This is a genomic window from Dehalococcoidia bacterium, assembly GCA_041649635.1.
GTDB lineage: Bacteria > Chloroflexota > Dehalococcoidia > E44-bin15 > E44-bin15 > JAYEHL01.
Genome location: JBAZMV010000001.1, coordinates 423,989 through 445,054, shown reverse-complemented (window position 1 = coordinate 445,054; position 21,066 = coordinate 423,989). Strand labels below are relative to the sequence as shown.

Annotated in this window: 11 protein-coding genes and 1 riboswitch; of the genes, 2 read left to right on the top strand and 9 right to left on the bottom strand. The window is 56.2% G+C overall.

Annotated elements, in window-relative coordinates; translation table 11 throughout:
• Positions 1-283 precede the first annotated feature (283 nt).
• The 5 genes from WC562_02100 to WC562_02080 form a co-directional block, all read right to left on the bottom strand.
• Positions 284-1,570 carry a UDP-glucose/GDP-mannose dehydrogenase family protein gene (locus WC562_02100; GenBank protein MFA5054952.1) on the bottom strand — a complete coding sequence of 429 codons (1,287 nt, stop codon included), beginning with the start codon at positions 1,568-1,570 and terminating at the stop codon, positions 284-286.
• Between the two features lie 51 nt (positions 1,571-1,621).
• Positions 1,622-2,401, bottom strand: a complete 780-nt coding sequence (locus WC562_02095) for a hypothetical protein (protein ID MFA5054951.1) — start codon at positions 2,399-2,401, stop codon at positions 1,622-1,624.
• Between the two features lie 72 nt (positions 2,402-2,473).
• Positions 2,474-2,555: riboswitch (cyclic di-GMP riboswitch) on the bottom strand.
• A 783-nt stretch (positions 2,556-3,338) separates the two neighbouring features.
• Complete coding sequence (locus WC562_02090; protein ID MFA5054950.1) at positions 3,339-3,941, bottom strand: DUF5671 domain-containing protein; 603 nt, start codon at positions 3,939-3,941, stop codon at positions 3,339-3,341.
• A 599-nt stretch (positions 3,942-4,540) separates the two neighbouring features.
• Positions 4,541-4,951, bottom strand: a complete 411-nt coding sequence (locus WC562_02085; protein ID MFA5054949.1) for a CAP domain-containing protein — start codon at positions 4,949-4,951, stop codon at positions 4,541-4,543.
• A 343-nt stretch (positions 4,952-5,294) separates the two neighbouring features.
• Positions 5,295-5,753 carry a CAP domain-containing protein gene (locus WC562_02080; GenBank protein MFA5054948.1) on the bottom strand — a complete coding sequence of 153 codons (459 nt, stop codon included), beginning with the start codon at positions 5,751-5,753 and terminating at the stop codon, positions 5,295-5,297.
• Positions 5,754-6,822: 1,069 nt separating this feature from the next.
• Here WC562_02080 and typA point away from each other — a divergent pair.
• Together typA and WC562_02070 are read left to right on the top strand one after the other, a co-directional pair.
• Positions 6,823-8,649 carry a translational GTPase TypA gene (gene typA / locus WC562_02075; GenBank protein ID MFA5054947.1) on the top strand — a complete coding sequence of 609 codons (1,827 nt, stop codon included), beginning with the start codon at positions 6,823-6,825 and terminating at the stop codon, positions 8,647-8,649.
• Between the two features lie 147 nt (positions 8,650-8,796).
• Positions 8,797-16,734 carry a PAS domain S-box protein gene (locus tag WC562_02070; GenBank protein ID MFA5054946.1) on the top strand — a complete coding sequence of 2,646 codons (7,938 nt, stop codon included), beginning with the start codon at positions 8,797-8,799 and terminating at the stop codon, positions 16,732-16,734.
• Positions 16,735-17,219: 485 nt separating this feature from the next.
• Here the strand turns inward: WC562_02070 and WC562_02065 are convergent, their stop codons facing one another.
• The 4 genes from WC562_02065 to WC562_02050 all read right to left on the bottom strand — a co-directional run bounded on the left by WC562_02065 (position 17,220) and on the right by WC562_02050 (position 20,993).
• Positions 17,220-17,777, bottom strand: coding sequence for a GNAT family N-acetyltransferase (locus WC562_02065; protein ID MFA5054945.1), 558 nt, complete (start codon positions 17,775-17,777; stop codon positions 17,220-17,222).
• 182 nt (positions 17,778-17,959) lie between these two features.
• Entirely contained in the window at positions 17,960-19,207 is a 1,248-nt protein-coding gene (locus WC562_02060; protein ID MFA5054944.1) for a Glu/Leu/Phe/Val dehydrogenase, read from the bottom strand.
• Positions 19,208-19,999 carry an imidazole glycerol phosphate synthase subunit HisF gene (gene hisF / locus WC562_02055; GenBank protein MFA5054943.1) on the bottom strand — a complete coding sequence of 264 codons (792 nt, stop codon included), beginning with the start codon at positions 19,997-19,999 and terminating at the stop codon, positions 19,208-19,210.
• A 1-nt stretch (position 20,000) separates the two neighbouring features.
• On the bottom strand, positions 20,001-20,993 hold the full coding sequence (locus WC562_02050) for an NrpR regulatory domain-containing protein (GenBank protein MFA5054942.1): 993 nt from the start codon (positions 20,991-20,993) through the stop codon (positions 20,001-20,003).
• Positions 20,994-21,066 lie beyond the last annotated feature (73 nt).

The window sequence follows — 21,066 nt, the reverse complement described above, 5'->3', positions numbered from 1 at the left end:
GAACGGCGGGGCGCCCCCGTAGAGACGTCCTTCCGCGGAAGGACGTCTCTACACGATGACCGAACGTAGAACGTAGGGTGGGTTCGCAAACCCACCGAATAATGGGCGAATGATTATTCGCCCCTACGTGGATTCCGGCCTTCGCCGGAATGACGGTTCTGGACAGAGATGCAGGAGATACTCTCCTGCCGGGGTTATAGGGGTGTCCCCTATATTAATAAAAAATCCCCCAACGTATGGGGGATTACAGGGGGTTCGGTCAGCTAGCGCCCAGCGACATTTTCTACCAGCATATGCCGCGGTAATCGCAGAGCCCTTTGGCCCGGCGCGGATCCAGCACGCGCCTGCCGTCGATCACCACCTTGCCGTTATATAGCGATTCCGCCTTGAACTCATCCCATTCCGTAACGATGAGCACGCAGTCCGCATTGTCGATGGCCTGCGCCGCGCTGCCGCAGTATTCGACCTGCCCCTCGATGACCTTGCGCGCGTTCTCGACGGCCGCTGGGTCGTAGGCCCGCACCGACGCGCCCTTGTCCAGCAGGGCGGCGATGACCCTGAGCGACGGGGCGTCGCGCATGTCGTCCGTGCCCGGCTTGAAGGACAGTCCCAGCACGGCCACGGTCTTGCCCTTGAGATCGCCGACGGCGGCCTCTGCCGCCTCGACCATCTTCAGCGGCTGTTGCCGGTTCAGCTCCAGTATCGATTTCAGCATGCCGGCGTCGTATCCGGCCTTTGCCGCCGTGTCGATGAGCTCCTCTATGTCCTTGGGCAGGCACGAGCCGCCGAAGCCCGCCCCCGCGTTGAGGAATTTTCTGCCGATGCGCGGGTCGTGGCCCATGGCGCCGGCCACGTCGTACACGTCTATGCCCAGCCTGCCGCAGATGTTGCCTATCTCGTTGATGAAGGATATCTTGGCCGAGAGGAAGGCGTTGCTGGCGTACTTTATCATCTCGGCCGCGGCCGGCGTGGTGCGTATGATGGGCGCGTTGAAATCGCGGTACAGAATCTCGACGGTGTCGCCGGACCTCGCGTCGTATTCCCCTATGATGACGCGGTACGGGTTGAGGAAGCAGTCTACGGCCCGGCCCTCCTCAAGGAATTCGGGGTTGACCGCCGCGCCGATGTCCGCGCCGATCTTTTTGCCCGAGGACTTCTCCAGGGCGGGGATTATGACGCGCTCGGTGGTGCCGGGTGCCACCGTGCTCTTGACGGCGACCACGTGGTATCCGTCCTTCTTCGATAATACCTTGCCCACGTCTTCCGCGGCCCGCTCTATCTGCGTGAAATCTGTGCCGTTGCATGACGGGGAGTACGTGCCGACGCAGAGGAATGTGATATCGGTGTCCGATACGTCGCCGTAATCGCCGGAGGCGCGGAGCGTCCCGTTCGCGACGCACGAGGATACAAGTTCGTTGAGGCCTTTTTCGTAGACGGGCGATGCGCCCTGATTGATGATTCGGACCTTGTCGGGGTTGTTATCTATGCAGACCACCCGGTGCCCGTCGCCGGCGAGCCCAACGGCCGTCGCCAGTCCGACATAGCCGTTGCCGATAACTGATATCCTCATAATACAAGCCCGGTAACACCGGCCGATAGATAGCCTTTTATACGATTTCTACTACGCCGACCCGCCCGTCTTCTTCCAGCCGTATTTCTTGCCCAGGAATATGTAGACTACGATGGCCAGAACCACCAGCGCCGCGATGACGATGCCGATGATGGCGCCTATGCCGAGTCCGCCTCCGTCATCCGTGGGGGCCGGGGTCGGGGTGCCGCCCGACGGCGTGGACGTGGGGGCCGGGGCCGCCTGAACCAGCAGGCCGTAGATGGAGCAGTGGGTGATGGTGAAGACCGCCTGCCCGTCCTGTATCGTGCCCTCTATGAACTCCCACTCGCCTTTGGTCTCGTTGTAATATGCGATGACCGGGGTCTTTCCCGCCGGGATGTCGCCCTCGTCGAACTTGATGTTTATCGTGATGCCCGGGTCGAAGGTCGCGCCGTCCGGGTTGAAGTCGAAGGCGGCGAGCACCTGGTAGCCCGAGGGGGGAGAGGGGGGATCGTCTATTTCATATGCGTTGAACCCGGTGAGGCGTGAGTTTTCTGGGCCCTTCATGTCCGTGTATTTGGGTATGTATATCGATATGTCATTAGATACGGCCCAGAAATTATCGAGGGTGGTGCCCCAGAAATTGACGTTGCCTCTGTCGCAGTTCCCGTCGATGCACACGCCCCAGTTCTGATTGGTGGGGGCTCCGCCTCCGCCGCCACCGCCTCCGCCGCCGTAACCGTAGACCACGCCTTCATCCTCTATGCCGGGTATCATCACGAGCGTGATGGCAATAAGAATCACTATAGCCGAGATGACTCTTGTGTGAAAATGTCTTCTCTGTGCGCTCATGAACACCCCCTGAATAAGATCCTTCAGAAATCACAGGGCCTTCTCGATGTTTAAGGGCCTTCGCGACTCTGTTTCGGCAGCTCAGCCGTCTCTCTCAACCTCGAGACCTGTAGCTTTGCGCCCCCCGATCGCCCGGGGTTTACCTTTATCGGCCAGGCATCCCATATTCAGCTTTGCATAGTACGAAGATAGGATTAGTCATTTATAGCACTCCTGCGTGTATTTGTCAACCTTTTTATATAGTTTTTTAATGTATCTATTACCCTTACGTTAGTACTAATCCCATAGCAGGGGCATAATGATATGAGGGTCTATGCGCGTTAATGAGGGTGTGCAGAGGGTCTTCCCTCTGCCGGGGGAACCGGGGGTGTCCCCCTAACCTTCAAATATTCCCTTCCAATCCGGAATTCTTCTAAATAGCACCTATTATGGAAGGAAACGTATGGGGGGCTATAGGGGGTTCGGTATATTATCGACCAACGACATCCCATCTGCGTCGCGCATACCCTCACCCTGACCCTCTCCCTGCGGAGGGAGAGGGAAGAAAATTAATTTTGAACACCCCCTTACCCCCTCTTCTCAAAAGAGGGGGAATCCGACGGGCACGGCACGCCATGCCCCTACGAACGGAACGGGCGAATGATTATTCGCCCCTACGCGACGATCGCATGTAGGGTGGGTTCGCAAACCCACCACGTAGCCGAGATTCTTCGTCATTCTCCGCAAGGACTCAGAATGACAGTCCAAGAGAAGAGAGATTCAGGAGATTCCTCTCCTGACGGGGTTATAGGGGTGTCCCCTAACTCTTTTTTACATCCCCCAAGATTGGGGGATAGCAGGGGGTTGACTAGCTAGGAGATTGCCACGTCCTTCCTCATATTCATAAGGGGAAGGACGTGGCAATGACAGCTTTGAGAAAGGGATAGCAGGGGGTTGACTATGTCACTCCTCCGGTCGTATCATCCGACGACGCCTCTTCGTTCCTCGCGGCGCGCGCCTCGCGCATGACCCTCATCAGGTAGTATATCCACAGCGGCACGATAACGACCGCCGCCGCGATGGCTCCGGACGGATCGCCCCAGGAAGTTTCATCTTTCACATAGTAGCGGGCGGTTTCATATATCGCCAGCGGCAGAGACACGATGCCTCCCATGCTGAAGATGCCGAGCATGATGAACAGATATACCCGCCTCAGCAGCGGCGTGGTCTTTCCCTCTCTGGCCTCCACGGCCTTCTTGCCTACTACATGCAGCACGCAGATGATGGTGCCGGTACAGAACATCGTGATGCCCGCTGTGAGGTCATTTACGATCGACCTGTCGCTGTAGGCCGAGCTGAAAGCGGCTGATAGGAGATACCCCGCGCCTATAGCGGCGATAATGATGCTGGCTCCTATAAGAGTGTAGAAATAGACCATGAGGAGGCCCTTATAAGCTGAAACGCCCTCCCTGTCGTTGCGGCGCTTCAGAACAAGATAGAGGATGACGCCGATGACGAACAGTGGAATGATAAGTCCCAGCACACCCGATGCGATAAACATGTCTGCACCCCCTCAGTAAGATTGCCCCTGATGGATATTTGAACGGGCTTCTGTAATGCGATTAGATTAGCGATTATGGATATCAAAGTCAATAGAGAGGGTATTTAACTCCCCCTTACCCCCTCTTCTAAAAAGAGGGGGAACACGACGGGCACGGCATGCCGTGCCCCTACAAAGGGACGTAAAAGGCGAACACAAGATTCGCCACTACGCGACGACCGAACGGCGGGGCGCCCCCGTAGAGACGCAATATTTTGCGTCTCTGCATAATGACCGACGTATGGGGGATAACAGGGGGTTGAACAGCTACGAGATTGCCACGTCGTCCTTCCATAATTAGGGTGTACAGAAGGACTCCTCGCAATGACAGCTGGGGAGTACAGAGAGCGCTCCATCTGACGGGGTTATAGGGGTGTCCCCTATATCATTTCAGTGACAGCCCTTAAGAAAGAGGTGCCCCGATATATCGGGGCCGGGGGAACCGGGGGTGTCCCCCGGACAATATCTGTCCCCCAACGTATGGGGGACTATAGGGGGTTCGGTTATTGTTTCCCCCTTGACAAGGGGGATTGCAGGGGGTTGACTACTTATGAGCCTCATCAACCAACAAAAATCTGCACGATATAAACATATTCCTTATTTGTGATACAGCCTACGCCTGTCATATTGTATTCCGGATTCAGGATCGCTTTCCTGTGGCTGGCCGACTTCATCCATCCGTCCGTGGTAGCCCTGATAACTTCTTTGTTGAAGGACCGGCCCGGGCATTTGCCGCAGTTTTCACCCACGTATTTACTCGGTATCGTTTTCTTTTGCTCCCTTATCAACAGGGACCTGGCGTGAAAACCGTCATGTCCCAGCTTATCGTTCCTGGCCATATACCTGGCATGCTGCCAGGCGATCTTATCAAGGAACCTCATCCTTGAAAGCGGCTCCAAACCGTTCCTGTGCCTGATGTCGTTGATCTCCTCCGTCAGCCGCCACTTGTTGATCCATTTCAAAAAAAACATAGCTGTGTCCCTCTTGATCACATACGCTCCGTCTATGCAAATTGGGATAATATACTCCATAGTTGCCGGGCAGTCAAGACTAAAAAGCGACCAAAATCAAAATTCCCCCGCCCTGAGCCCTGAGATGCCCCTCACGATTCGCCGCAACCCGATAACGAAACGTAGGGGTTTGATTCAGCAAACCCACCGCGTAGGGGTAACCCCCTGTGGTTACCCATCCAACGTAGGGGCATCCTTCCATGACATTAAGGCATATGGAAGGATTGTGCCTGCCCGCTGTGGGCGAACACATAGGTTCGCCCCTACGCAATAACCAACATATAGGGGAATAGCAGGGGGTTGATTACTCGGAGAAGGCGGGGGTAGCTGAAACCGCGGGGAGCCGCCTGGCCTTCACGCCTTCGCCCGCGAAAACCTGCACTACATAAACGTGTCCCTGCTCGACGACGCCGGCTATCCCCGTTTTGTTATAAACGGGATTCATAATGGCATTCCTGTGGCTGTCGGACTTCATCCAGCCGTCCATCGTGGCCCGGATGACGTTTGCATCGAGCGAGGAGCCGGTGTGCTTGCCGCAGTTTTCACCCACGCATTTCCTGTCGGATCTCTTGCTCTGCCACCTGATGATAGCGGCCCTATTCTCGAAGCCGTCGTAGCCCAGCCTGTTGTTATTGGCCATATACATGGCGTGCTGCCAGGCTACGTTATCCAGCGACCTGTCCCTCGTCAGCGAGTTCAGGCCGTTGCTTGCCCTGACATCGTTTATCTGTTTCGCCAGGCGCCACTTGTTTATCCAGTTCATAATAGACATATTCCTACCCTCAAATGGAAATTTGGATAAAGTACCACATAGCCGCCATTCTGTCAAGAGGGGGAACGTGAAGGGCGAATACAAGATTCGCCCCTACGCAACGATCGTATGTAGTATGTAGGGTGGGTTCGCAAACCCACCAAATAACGGGAGTCCTTCCGCAGAAGGACACCCTCTAATTGTTGAAGGTGAAGAACACCATCAACAGCATATAAACGAGATATATCTCCCCCCTTTATGAAAGGGGGGAGCAAGGGGGATTTGCGTAGGGGCGAGGTCGTCTCTTTCGCCGATAGGGGCCGGGATGTAAGGGCTTGATTAATCAAGCCCTTACGCAACGATCGTATGTAGGGTGGGTTCAGAAACCCACCAAATAACGGGCGTATGGCCATACGCCCCTACGCGGATTCCGGCCTTCGCCGGAATGACGAGTACGACCCTCACCCTGACCCTCTCCCTGCGCAGGGAGAGGGAAATAATTTTAAATTAACACCCCCTAACCCCCTCTTCTAAAAAGAGGGGGAACACAACGGGCACGGCATGCCGTGCCCCTACGGTGGGGCTGAAGGGCGAGATGACCTCGCCCCTACAAGACGGGTTTATTAATATTACAATCCGAATCCAGGCACCTCTCCGAGAGAGGGGTTAGCTAGCTAAGAGAGGTACAGGAGACAGAGTCTCCTGACGGGGTTATAGGGGTGTCCCCTATATCTTTTTTTTCATCCCCCATGATTGGGGGATACAGGGGGTTGACCAGCTACGAGATTGCCACGTCGTCCTTCCGCCTAATTTTATCGTGGAAGGACTCGCAATGACAGCTTTGAGAAAGGGGCCTGACAGGGGGTTCGGTTTCCTATCGACCGACACCATCATATTCTTGACATAAACCCGCAATTACCTTACAATCGATTTGGTAGTATAATGTAAGCGTGAACCGACGCTCGGCGAAGCCGGGCTATTTTTAATAACGGAGCATACCGCCACAGCATCACCCGCCGACAGCCGCACGTACGCCTCGGATAAGGGAGTGGCCCTATCTTCCGCCGGATCGAGTTTTTATATGGGACTATTGAAACAAGAGAATATCCGCAACATCGCCATTATCGCGCACGTGGATCATGGCAAGACGACGCTGGTCGATCAGCTGTTCCGGCAGAGCGGCACCTTCCGCGAGAACCAGGTCGTGGCCGAGCGCCTCATGGACTCCATCGACCTGGAGCGGGAGCGCGGCATCACCATAGCATCCAAGAACGGATCGTTCACCTATAAAGGCTACTGGGTCAATATCATCGACACGCCGGGCCACGCCGACTTCGGCGGGCAGGTGGAGCGCGTGCTGGAGATGGCCGACGGCGCGCTGCTGCTGGTCGACGCCCAGGAAGGGCCGATGCCGCAGACGTACTTCGTGCTCAAGAAGGCGCTGGCGCTGCACATGCCGGTCATCGTGGTCATAAACAAGATAGACAAGTCCGCGGCCAGGCCGGACTGGAGCATAAATCAGGTCTTCGACCTGTTCGTAAAGCTGGGCGCCCCGGACGCGATATTGGACTTCCCGGTCGTCTATGCCTCGGCAAGGGACGGCTACGCCTCGGATGAGCCGGTGGTGGAGGGGGGCTCCATGGAGCCCCTGTACGAGAAGATAATCGCGCACATACCGCCGCCCGGTGGCTCGGAGGACGAGCCGCTTCAGATGCACGTCAGCTCCATCGACTACTCGCCCTATCTGGGCCGGCTGGGCATAGGCAAGATAACTGGGGGCCGCCTGAATATCAACAAGGATATCGTGGTGGCGCGCCGCGACGGCTCCATGGTCCCGACACGTATCACCAAGCTGTACCGCTTCGTGGGCAACCAGAAGGTTCCCATCGAGGAGGCCGGCGTTGGGGAGATCGTGGCCGTGGCCGGCATGGAGGAGGTCACGGTCGGCGTGACCTACACCGACCCGGAGGACCCGCGCCCGCTGCCGCCCGTGGCTATAGACCCGCCCACGCTGTCCATGAACTTCGTGCCCAACAGTTCGCCCTTCGCCGGCCGCGAGGGACGGTTCGTTACGTCGCGCCACCTCAAGGACAGGCTCTTCCGCGAGACGCTGAGCGATGTGGCCCTTGTCGTCGAGGAGCTTGATGACGTCCCCGGCTTCAAGGTCTCCGGTCGCGGCGAGCTGCACCTGTCCATCCTCATCGAGCGCATGCGCCGGGAGGGCTACGAGTTCCAGGTAACGAGGCCGCAGGTCATTATGAGGATGGAGGGCGGGAAGCTGCTGGAGCCCTACGAGGAGCTCATAATCGACGTCGATAAACAGTATATGGGCGCCGTCATCGAGAAGCTGGGCGCCAGGAAGGGACGCATGCTGGAGATGATGCAGGGCGAGGGCATGACGCGCCTGGTGTTCAGGATACCCACGCGCGGCCTGCTCGGCTTCAAATCGGAGTTCATGACCGACACCAAGGGCATGGGCGTGATGAACTACATCTTCTCCGATTACGGGGAATTCGCCGGCGATATGAGGAACCGCAGGAACGGCGCCATCGTGGCGCAGGAGGCCTGCACCACGGTAGCCTACGCGCTTTACCACCTGCAGGACAGGGGCCGCTTCTTCATCGGGCCTGGCGTCAATGTATACAGCGGGCAGATAATCGGCGAGAACAGCAGGGACAACGACCTCGTGGTCAATCCCGGCAAGGCCAAGAAGATGACCAACATGCGCGCCGCCGGCTCCGACGAGAACGTCGTGCTCACGCCTCCGGTGGAGATGAGCCTGGAGGACTGCATCACGTTCATCAACGATGACGAGCTGGTTGAGGTCACGCCCAAATCCATCCGCCTGCGCAAGCGCGCCGGCGTCATGAAGGGCAAAGTGGCCTCGTTGTCAGAATCCGCGTTCTAAACCTGCCCGACGCCTCATTTCTATCTTCCACAGATTGACTTTACTCGGGAATTGTGGTAAATTTCACTCCCATTCAGATACGTTTTTCCTCGCAATCGAGGCACGTTTACACATCGAGTTGTACGATCGAACCCGGAGGTTGGCGCCATGGATGATCAGAACAGGGATCAGGGACAGCTCATCGACGAACTGGATCGTTTGCGCCGGCGGACGGCCGAGCTTGAAGCTGTTGCGGCTGAGCGCGTGAAGATAGATGAGGTGCTGCGGCGCAGCGAGGAACGGTTCCGCACCCTGGTCGAGTCCGCATCGGACGTTACCGTCGTACTGGGGAGCCAGGGCAACGTCACCTATATCAGCCCGAACTTCGAGAAGGTGTGGGGTTTTAAGGCGGAGGGCGTGCTGGGGCAGGACTTGTTCAAGAATATTCACCCCGATGATATCCCTGTGATAGGGAAGAATTTCACTGAAATAATCAAGAACCCCAAAACGATCGTGCGGATGCAGATACGGGCGCTGTACCCCGACGGCACCTGGCATACCCTGGATTCGGAAGCGCGTAATCATCTTGAGGAGCCCGCTATCGGCGGCATCGTTGTAAATTTTCATGACGTCACCAAGCTCAAGCAGGCGCAGGGAGAACTCAAGAAAGTAAATGAATGGTTCGAAGAAATCATAGGTTTGAGTAAAACCAATATCGATGTAATCGATAGCGAGTTCAACCTGCGCTATGTAGATCCGGAATGGCAGAAGGTCTATGGCGATCCCGCGGGCCGGAAATGCTACGAGTATTTCAGGGGGCAAAAGGAAGCATGCCGGGATTGCGCCATCCCCGATACTTTCCGTACTCACCAGACAGGCGTGGCCGAGCATGTGCTGCCGCGCGAGAACAACCGCATTGTCGAAGTGCATACAATACCTTTCCAGAGCGCCGACGGCGAGTGGCTGGTCTCCGAGTTAAACGTCGACATCACCGAGCGCAAGCGCATGGAGGAAGCGCTTACGGAAAAGGAGAGGTACTTCCGGTCGCTGATTGAAAACAGCTCCGACGGAATCATGGTGCTGGACAGCAGAGGGAAAATCCTTTACGAAAGCCCTAGCTGCTCGCGCCTGCTGGGGTACAGCGAAGGGGAACGTATAGGGCAGGTTGTTTTTGATCCGATACATCCGGATGATATGCATGCGCTGATCGATGGAATGAAAAGAATCGAATCAGATGTTGTGGGCCGTTCCGAAGTACGTGCGCGTCATAAAGACGGCTCGTGGCATTCTTTTGAGGTAAGCGCCACAAGTTTCCTCGATGATCCCGCTGTCGGCGGCATAGTTGTGAACCTGCGTGATATAACGGAACGCAAGCGGGCGGAGGAGGCGTTGCACCAGGGCGAGGAGAAATATCGTATCCTCACGGAGAGGATGAACGATATTGTATGGACCATGGGACTTGATTTCCGCCCTACCTATACCAGCCCGTCCGTATTTAAAGTTCTCGGATTCACACCGGAGGAACGTGTCGGTATAACAAATCACGAAGCGGTAACACCACAGTCCTACGAGCATATCATGAATGTATTTACAGCCGAGATGGAACGGGATGGGAAGGAGGGTGTGGATCCCGATAGGACTATAACGATAGAAGCCGAGTACTATCACAAGAACGGCTCCACGGTGTGGCTGGAGCACGTGGTCAGTGCTAACAGGGATGAGCAGGGGAAAATCACCGGCCTATACGCTGTCTCGCGCGATATCAACGAGCGCAAGCGGGCGGAGGAGGCGCTGCGGGAAAGCGACCGGCTATTCAAGAAACTAGCTTATAACGTCCCCGGAATGATCTATCAGTTCTTGAGAAGGCCTGATGGAACGTACTGCGCTCCCTTTTCTACGGATTCTATAAAGGATATTCTAGGATGCTCTCCGGAAGATGTGCGCGATGATTTCTCTCCGGTAACCAGGGTGGTCTTGCCCGAGGACCTCGGCAGGTTAGTGGAATCGATAGAGTATTCAGCCGAACATATGACTCTCTGGCAGTGTGAATACCGGGTGCAGGTTCCCGGGAAGCCCGTGAGATGGTTGCTAGGCCAGTCTACGCCGGAGAAATTGGCTGACGGCAGTGTAATCTGGCATGGGTTTAATACGGATATCACCAACCGCAAGCGCATGGAAGAAACGCTGCGGGAGAGCGAGGAGAAATACTCGACCCTTGTTGAGAACGCGACGGATGGCGTCAGCATTATCCAGGACCAGGCCCTAAAGTTCGTCAATAAACGCATGTCTGAGATGTCCGGTTATACCGTTGAAGAATTGACTGCAATGTCAACGTTCGATCTGGTGCCGCCGGACTTCGCCCCTGTATTAGAAGAGAGATTCCGCCTGCGTGCCGAAGGCAAAGAAGTTCCCGAGATTTTTGAGACCAGGATGCTGTGCAAGGACGGCTCGGTCAAGGAGATGGAGAACTCGACGAAGCTTATTCAGTATGAGGGCAGGCCCGCCGTTATTGCCATTACCAGAGACGTTACCGAGCGCAAGCGCATGGATAAGGCGCTGCAGGAGAGCGAGGAGAAGCTGCGCATATTATTCCAGACCGTTGGCGTTGGTATCACGGTAACCGATGTGTCAGGGAAAATCATTGATGTTAATGCAGAATTGTTGAAATTGACCGGATTTGACCGCAAAGAAGAAGTCATCGGGAGAAACGGATTTGACTTTATCAGTGAAAAGGATCGCGACAGGGCGGCTCAGGCTCTGTCTAATAATTTAGCCTCAGGTCTGGGTGTGCCGATAGAGCTCACTCTGCTGCGAAAGGACGGCAGTGAATATCTGGCTGACACCGATACTACAGTGATGCAGGACGCCAATGGAAATCCGATAGGGCTGATCGTTACGCACCGTGATATTACCGAGCGCAAGCGGATTGAGGAGGCGCTGCGCGAGAGCGAGGAGAAGTACCGCCTGCTGGCCGAAAACGCTTCTGACGTCATAATGCTCATGGATATGAATGCCAAACCTGTTTATTTCAGCCCGTCCGTCAACCGCGTGCTGGGCTACTCCGTGGAAGAAGCGCTGGAAGGCACCATGGAAGGTAGAATGACGTCCGACTCAATGGAGAAGGCTGCCAAGTACTTCCTGGCCGGGTTGGAACGTGAAAAACGCCACCCGGAGAGCGGATTGGGGCAAACCCTGGAACTGGAGATGATCCACAAAAACGGTTCCATAGTCGTTGTCGAAATGATGGTATCGTTCATACGTGGTGAGACCGGGAAACCCACGGGCATGATGGCCATACTCCGCGATATCACCGAACGTAAGAAGGCGGAATCCCGGATCATCGAACTCTCCAACGCGTTTATGGCAACGCTTGATCCTGTCCTGATCCTTGACATGGAAGGCAATGTCAGAAATTTGAACGAGTCGGCACGAAAGCTTTTTGAAACAGATGAGATTGGCGTAAGTGCGCTGGAACCTGTTGCTCCTGAAGATAGGGAGGTGGTTGCCGCGGCGCTGCAGGAACTGATTACAAGCGGACAGCCGGCTGTAGCCCGGTACAATATAGTTACAAGGAGCGGGCGCAGAGTGCCGCTTGAGTCCTCGGGCAGCCTGATGTTGGACGCGAATGGCAAGCCGGTCGGCATTGTGGTTGTAGCGAGGGATTTAATCGAACGCAGGCAGGCGGAAGCTCATCAGAAGCTGGCCGCTGAGATACTGGGTATCCTTAATGAGCCGTTGGCGCTGCCTGATGCCATCAACCGCATCCTTACCGCCATCAAGCGGGAGACGGGATTCTACGCTGTTGGAATTCGATTGAAAAAGGACGAGGACTTCCCGTACTTTGTCCAGAACGGATTCTCCGAGGATTTCCTGCTCACTGAAAATACGATTGTCGTCCGCGACTCGCATGGCGGGATATGCCGCGACAAGGACGGCAATGTGAGCCTGGAGTGCACCTGCGGCCTGGTGCTGTCCGGGAAGACCGATCCATCCAATCCGCTCTTCACACCGGGCGGCAGCGCCTGGACAAATGATTCGCCGGCTTTACTCGACGTTCCGCTTGAGCAGGACCCGCGGCACCATCCGCGCAACCGCTGCATCCACGCCGGCTTCCAGTCCGTGGCGCTCATGCCCATCCGCAGCGGCAATGAGATCGTTGGCCTGCTGCAGCTCAACGATCGACGCAAGGGCTGTTTCACCCCGGAGATGATACGCTTCTTCGAGGGCATCGCCGCCAGCATAGGCGTGGCGCTGATGCGCAAACAGGCGGATGATGCGTTGCGGGAGAGCGAAGAAAGGTTCCGCGAGATCACGGAGAATATGCTCGATGCGGTATCTCTGGTCAATGAGAAGGGAATCATTATATACGCAAGCCCATCTCATCAGAAAATACTGGGATATAGAACGGAAGATTTGGTAGGAAAGCCTGTTTTCGATTTCCTTTGCCCGGAGGATGTGAACAGCGTGATAGCTTCTCTGGATGGGATACAGGAAAAGGGAGAGGCCAGTTATCAGTACCGTTTCCGCCATGCCGATGGACACTATGTTTGGGGAGAAGCCTCCGCCAGGGCACTGCTTGATGCTTCTGGAAACGCCTCGCGTTTTATTATCGCCAGTCGCGACATCAGCGAACGCAAGAAGGCTGAGGATGCGCTGCGGGATAGTGAAGAGAAGTACAGGATACTGGTGGAGGGTTCCGCTGACCTGATTTTCTCCCTTGACGCGCAAGGCAACTTTGCCTATGTCAGTCCGGCTATCGAACGCCTGTCCGGCTACTGCCCCAGCGATATAGTTGGCAAGTCATTTGTTGACTTTATATTGCCGGAGGACCTGCCAGACTTGATGGCCAGCTTTGAGAAAACACTAGGCGGGAGTTTTGAGCCCGCCGAGTTCAGGACTAGGTTCAAGGATGGCAGTGTGCGTTGGGTCCGTACCGCGAGCAAGGCGACGCTGAGTGACGGTCAAACGGTAGGAGTAACCGGCATCATGTCGGATATCACCGAGCGCAAGAGGGCGGAGGAGGCGCTGCGTGAGAGCGAAATCAAGTACAGAGACCTCTTCGAGCATACGCTGCTGGGCATGGAGGTGGTGGATGCGGAGACCGGCAGGATAGTGCTGGCCAATCATTCCATGGCAAGGATGTTCGAGTTCAAGTCGCCGGATGAAATGGTCGGCGTTGATGCTATCAAGGAGCATGTTCTGCCGGAAGATATGGACTGGGTGCTCCAGCAGTTCGCTCAATCCATGGCCGATCCCGAAAGGAAGGAACTAGCCGTTATAAAGGCCAGGACGGTGAATGGCCGTGTGATATGGGTAGCTGGTTCTACTACGTCGTACGAATATGAGGGGAAGCCGGCGGCATTGATTTCCCTTATAGAGGTGACCGCTGCCAAAGAAGCGGAGGAAGCGCTGAGGGAGAGCGAGGAGAAATTCCGGAACCTGGCTGAACAGTCTCCCAATATGATATTCATCAACGTGAAGGGGCACGTGGTCTATGCCAACCGCCGCTGTGAGGAGATGATGGGCTATACCAGTGAGGAATTTTACTCTCCAGCTTTCGACTTTAATTCCTTAACGGCGCCGGAATATCGTGATCTGATAAAGGAGAAGTTCCAGGCCCATATGCAAGGACGGGATGTCGATCCTTACGAATATGCGCTCATCACTAAGGACGGACGGAGGCTTGATACGATTCTTAGCACCAAGCTAATAAGTTACGTCGGTGAGAAGGCGATTATGGGAATCATAACCGACATCACCGAACGCAAGAAGGTGGAGGAAACCCTGCTTCGCATCAATAAGGCGGTTGAAGGATCAAGCGATGCCATCGGCATATCCGATGCGCAGGGGCACCACTTCTATCACAACAGGGCTTTCACCGAGCTGTTCGAGTACACCCCGGAGGAGCTTGAGGCCGCGGGCGGAGGCCCGGCCGCTTTTGCAAATAAACATGTGGCCCGCAAGGTGTTCGATACGATAATGGGTGGAGGTTCGTGGTTCGGGGAGGTGGAGATGGTATCTAAGAGCGGGCGCAGGTTCATCGTACTTGAGCGCGCGGACGCGATAAAGGATGAAAAGGGCAAGGTCATCGGGCTTGTGGGCGTGCATACGGATATCACTGAGCGCAAGAAGGCCGAGGAGAAGCTCAGGGAGACCCGCGACTACATGGAGAACCTCATCGAGCACGCCAACGTGCCCATGGTTGTCTGGACCCCGGATTTCCGCATCACAAGGTTCAATCGCGCCTTTGAGCGGCTCACGGGCATGAAGGCCAAGTCCGTAATCGGCAAAGACCTTGAGATACTGTTCCCCAAGGGTACGCGGGAAAGGTCCATGAGCTTTATCAGGACGGCGATGAGGGGCGCCAGGTGGGAGGTGGTGGAGATACCCATCGCAAACCTCGACGGGGGTGTCAGGACGGTGCTGTGGAACATATCGCCGATATACGCCGAGGACGGCAAGACCCCTATGGCTATCATCGCCCAGGGGCAGGATATCACGGAGCGCAAGAAGGCGGAGGAGGCGCTCAGGGAGAGCGAGGAGCTGTCGCGATCCATGCTGGATAACGCCGCCATGGGTATATATCTGCTGCAGAATAAAAGGTTCATCTACGTGAACCCCATGTTCGAAGAGATTGTAGGTTATAGCAGCGAGGAGCTCTTGGGACAGGAGGCGATAGACTTTGTCCACCCGGATGACAGGGATACGGTGAGAACTAAGGCTGTAGATAATATCCAGGGGGCATCCGTTCAGCCTTATGAGTTCAGGGCGTTGAGGAAGGACGGCCGTCAGATATGGGTCATGGAGAGGGTCACGCCCGTCAGGTATAAGGGAAGGCGCGCCGTCCTGGCCAGCTTCATGGAGACCACGGAGCATAAGAAGGCGGAAGTGGAACTGGAGCGCGCCTATGAAGAGCTCAAGACGGCGCATGAGCGCATGGTGCAGTCGGAGAAGCTGCGGGCTATGGGCGAGATGGCCAGCGGGATAGCGCATGATTTCAACAATATGCTGGCGGTCATACTGGGGCGCACGCAGCTCGTCATTGATGACGTCAAGGATGATAAAGTGAAGAAGGGCATCCAGATAATAGAGCAGGCGGCCCTCGACGCGGCCAAGACGGTGAAGCGCCTGCAGGACTTCGCGCGGATACGCGTGGAGCATCCCTTCGAGCCGCTTGACGTTAACGAGGTGGCGGAGGGCGTCCTCAAGATGGTGGAATCCCGCAGGGTGGAGCTGGAACAGACCAAGGGGATCGCTATCAAGGTTACGCACGAACTTGGTACTGTGGGACGTGTATCAGGCGATGCCGCCGAGCTTCGTGAGGCGCTCCTGAACATACTGTTCAATGCCCTGGACGCCATGCCTACAGGCGGCAAGCTCACCGTTAAGAGCGAGCAGGAAGAAGAGTGGGTTCAGATAATTATAAAGGATACAGGGGTCGGAATACCTGAAAAGGTGAAGAGCAAGGTATTCCAGCCGTTCTTTACCACCAAGGCCTCCAAGGGTTCGGGGCTCGGGCTGAGCGTTACCTACGGCATAATCTCAAGGCATAACGGCATGATAAAGTTCGACAGCGAGGTGGGCAGGGGGACGACGTTCTACATCAGGCTGCCCCTGGCCGTGGAGGAAGTTAGGAAGCAGGCCAGGAAGAGCAAGGCTGTCGCGGTCAAACCAGCCAGCATACTCACGGTCGATGACGAGCCCGAGGTGCTCAAGGCGCTGGGGCTGACGCTGGAGTACTTCGGCCACTGGGTCAAGGATTTCACCAGAGGAGTCGAGGCGATCAAGGCTTTCAAGGACGGCAAATACGACATAGTAATTACCGACCTCGGTATGCCTGAAATGTCGGGCTGGGATGTGGCCCGAGCCATTAAGAAGATAAAACCTGAAGTGCCCGTGTTGCTGATAACGGGCTGGGTCATAGATCTCGATGAGGAAAAGAAGAAACTGGTGGACGGCGTTATAGCCAAGCCGTTCAGCCGCGAGTCGATAGCGGCGGCCGTATCCAAAGTGTTTCCCGCGAAGAAGAAGCGCGTCGTTAAGAAGAAGACCGTGGCCAGGAAGAGCGCGGGGAAGAAGAGCGGCGGGAGAAAGAAGAGCAAGTAGGGGCGAGGTCGCCTCGCCCTGTCCGGATTCCAGTTTTCACCGGAATGACGGATTACGACCCTCACCCTGACCCTCTCCCTGCAGAGGGAGAGGGAAGATAATTTAAAGATAAACTCCCCCTTACCCCCTCTTCTAAAAAGAGGGGGAACTTGCACGAACTCACCCTTGAGTCCCTCTCTTTATCAAAGAGAAGGGAACTAACAACGCTCTCACCATAGCCCTCTCCCCTCAAGGGAGAGGGTAGTTTTAGAAAGAGGTACAGGAGACAGGGTCTCATGACGGGGTTATAGGGGTGTCCCCTATATGTAGGGGCAGGTCTTGTGCCTGCCCGCTGCGGGCGACCACAAGGGTCGCCCCTACCAGAGGACCAACGTATTGGGGGATTGCAGGGGGTTGATTAGCTGTGAGATTGCCACGTCCTTCCGCATATTCCTAACGGGGAAGGACTCGCAATGACAGCTTTGAGCACGGGGTTGACATAATTCTCAACCTGAGTACTCGCTTATCAGTATCGAGTAGACGTTCACATCCTCAAAGACATCCCACTTCTTGATGCACTTGCGCAGCGTCCCCTCGTACTTCATCCCCAGCTTCTGCATGACGCGCCCCGAAGCCGGATTCTTGGTCATATAGAAAGAGTGGATGCGGTGCAGATTCAGCTTGCCGAATCCGTATTTGACTAAAGCCCGCGCCGCCTCGGTGCAGTAGCCTTTGTTCCAGTAGGGCTTGCCTATCCAGTATCCCAGCTCCGCGTTCTCGTCGTCGCGGTTAACTATAAGGCCTATTGAACCTATTAGCGTTCCCTCGTCCCGCAGCGTTATCGCCAGGTGAATCTCGCCGTGCTCCAGCTTGTCCCGGTGCGAGTCTATCCAGTCCTCGGCCATATGGTCCGGGTAGGGGTGCGGTATCATTCTCACATTGGCAGCTATGTCGTAATCGCCGGCGAGCTCCTGCACTACGGGCGCGTCGTCAAGCGCGAACGGCCTGAGCAGCAGGCGTTCGGTCTCGATGCGGGGGAGATTTTCCGGCAGTGTAATCGTCATATCGTTCTCTTCATCGATCAATGGTATGTGAATTATGGGTGTAGGGCGGGCACAGCCCGCCCTACTGAATCGCACGTGTATTATAGCATAGCATTTCCCATCGAGCGTCTAACATAAAAAAGTACGCCTGCCATTGACGGCAGGCGTACGGTTCGTATTGGATATCGAATATATTTTACGGCTTAGACCCAGCCGCGAAGCTTCATGGCCTCGACCACGCGCTCTACGGCAACCACATAGGCCGCCTGGCGCATGTTTATCTTGTATTTCTTGGAGGTAGCCAGCACCGAGTTGTAAGCGCTGATCATCCGCTTCTCCAGCTTCTCGCGCACTTCGTCCTCATCCCAGCTGAACATGTAGAAGTTCTGCACCATCTCGAAGTAAGAGACGGTCACGCCGCCGGCGTTGCACAGGAAATCGGGTATTACGTGGATGCCTTTCTTGTAGATGATGGCGTCGGCCTCGGGCGTTGTCGGCCCGTTGGCCAGTTCTCCGATTATCTTCGCCTTGAGATTGCCGGCGTTCTTCTCCGTAATGACATTTTCCAGCGCGCTCGGCAGCAGCACGTCGACCTCAAGCTCCAGTAGCTCAGCGTTGGAGATATTCTTGGCGCCCGGGAAATTGACAACCGAGCCCGTCTTAGCCTTGTGCTTGCTGACGGCCTGCGGGTCAAGCCCTTTGGCGTTGAAGATGCCGCCCTTGCTGTCGCTGACGGCGACGACCTTGCAGCCGAAAAGCTCCTGGCTCAGGCTGTGGGCGAAGGAGCCGGCATTGCCGTATCCCTGCACGGCCACGGTAGCCTTGCTCAAATCGATCTTGCAGACCTTGGCCGCCTCCTTAAGTGTGAACATCCCTCCACGGGCCGTCGCGTCGCCGCGCCCCTTGGAGCCGCTGATGCAAAGGGGCTTGCCGGTGATGGTGCCGAACTGGTTCTTGCCGACTATCTTGGAATACTCATCCATCATCCAGGCCATTATCTGCGGGGTGGTGTAGACATCGGGGGCTGGGACGTCCTGCTCCGGTCCGATGAATTTCCAGACGCACTGCGCATAGGCCCTGCTCAGGCGCTCGAGCTCGGCCGGGGACATCTCTTTGACGTTGCAGATTATGCCGCCCTTGCCGCCGCCCAGCGGAAGGTCCAGCAGGGAGCACTTCCAGGTCATCCATGAGGCCAGCGCGCGCACCGTATCGATGGTCTCCTCGGGGTGGAAGCGGATGCCGCCCTTTGCCGGGCCCCTGGCGTCGTTGTACTGCACCCTGAAGCCCTGGAATATCTTTATCTTGCCGTCATCCATGCGTATCGGCATGGTGAAATGCAGCTCGCGCATCGGGGTCTTCAGCATCTCGCGCACATGGGGCTCCAGCTTCAGGATATCCGCGCACGCGTCTATCTGCTGTCGCGCTACTTCAAACGGGTTTATCTTTGCCATTTATTTCTTCTCCTTGACTTTAGTTATACTCACCGGGATCCCTTTGTCCCGAAGGTATTCCTTCGCTTCCTTAATGCTTATCTCTCCGAAGTGAAATATCGATGCCGCCAGCACCGCCGACGCCTTGCCTATGGCCACACCTTCGTACAGGTGCTCCAGCGTGCCCGCGCCGCCTGAAGCGGTTACCGGTATCTTTACCGCCTCGGCCACGGCCTTTGTCATCTCAAGGTCGTATCCGTCCTTCGTGCCGTCGGCGTCCTTGCTGGTGAGCAGTATCTCCCCCGCTCCCAGCTTCTCCACCTTCCTGGCCCACTCGACGATATCGAGGCCGGTGCCCCTGGTGCCGCTCTTTATCGTCACCTCGAGCCGCGGCTTTTTTCCTCCGGCCTTGTTCTTCTTGCCGTCGATGGCGACGACCAGCCGTTTCTTGCCGAATTTCTTGGAGGCTTCGGTGATAAGCCCGGGGTTCTCCACCGCGGCGGTATTGATCGATACCTTATCCACGCCCAGGTCGAACAGCTCCTGCATGTCCTCGATGCTGTTGATGCCTCCGCCCACGGCGAATGGAACGGTAACCACGTCGCAGACACGCTTGACCCAGTCACGCCGCGTTTTCCTGTTCTCCACCGTGGCGAAGATATCGAGGAAAACCAGCTCGTCGGCGCCTTCCCTGCAGTATGTCCTGGCAGCCTCAACGGGGTCGCGCGCGTCGCGCAGGCCGACGAACTTTACCCCCTTAACCACCCTGCCTTCCTTGATATCGAGACAGGGGATCACTTTTACTTTTTTCATATTACACATCCTGGATTTTGATCAATCGCTGATAGTCCACTACGGTGCTCATGGCGCGGTTGTCGGCCTCGATGCCGGACTCCTCGGCGGCGGCCACAGGGTTCATGCCGCCTATCAGTATCATGCCTATGCGGTTGAGCTCCACCGGCACTTCGCATACGGGCTCGCTGATATTGCCCATGACCAGCAGTCCGCCCAGCCCGGCTTCCTTCAGCCCGGATACTACCGATTCCACCGTCTCTTTGCACATCGCCGGGATCTCCCTGAAGTTGGCCAGTATCTTGCCGTTGCCTGTTTTGATAATGCTTCTTACGGATGTCATCTTGGCCCTGATGAATACCTCGGACGGATCGAGCGATGACCCCGCGTAGTGCACCAGCTCGATGAAGCGCACAGGTTTGCGGTCGCGCACCTGGAGGATGCCGCCGAAGCGCGAATCCATCGGGATGCCGGCCTTGAGCATGGCGCCGTTGATCATAATGCTGCATACAGTGGCGAACCCGATCCTTCCCTTAGGCACGGTGAATTCCCCTATCTTTTCCCCGCCGCGCGCCACGATGACCAGTTTGCTAACACAAAGGCCGGCGTCGAAGATGGGCTTCATGGCGGCCAGGGCCTTGCCGAATTTCTTCTCCGGGAAGAACGATATGTTGACGGGCACCGGGCCGCTGCGTTTCCCGGCGTCGAAATTGGTGCGGAATGCCAGCAGCTCTATCTTGGATATGGCCAGGCCGACCTTGTCCTTGACCAGCGCCGCGCTCAGTTCCTCCTCGCCCTGTTTGGTGAGCACGCGCCCGTCGCGCCCGACGAGGCTGGTGAGCCCCCGCTCATCGGTCAGCTTCAGGTGATACCTTACGGCCCGCTCGCCCAGGTCTATGCCGTAGTCCTTGAGGCGGTTGGCGATAATCCTGGCCCCCAGCGGCTCCTCGCTCCCGCTGAGTATCCTGAGTATCGATATTACTTTACGCTCTACGTCCTGTGTCTCAAATCCCATAAGCACGCTTCATTATGTTTAATACGGCAGTAGGAAACTGTTTGCCAACAGAGGGAATTATATGACTATAGCA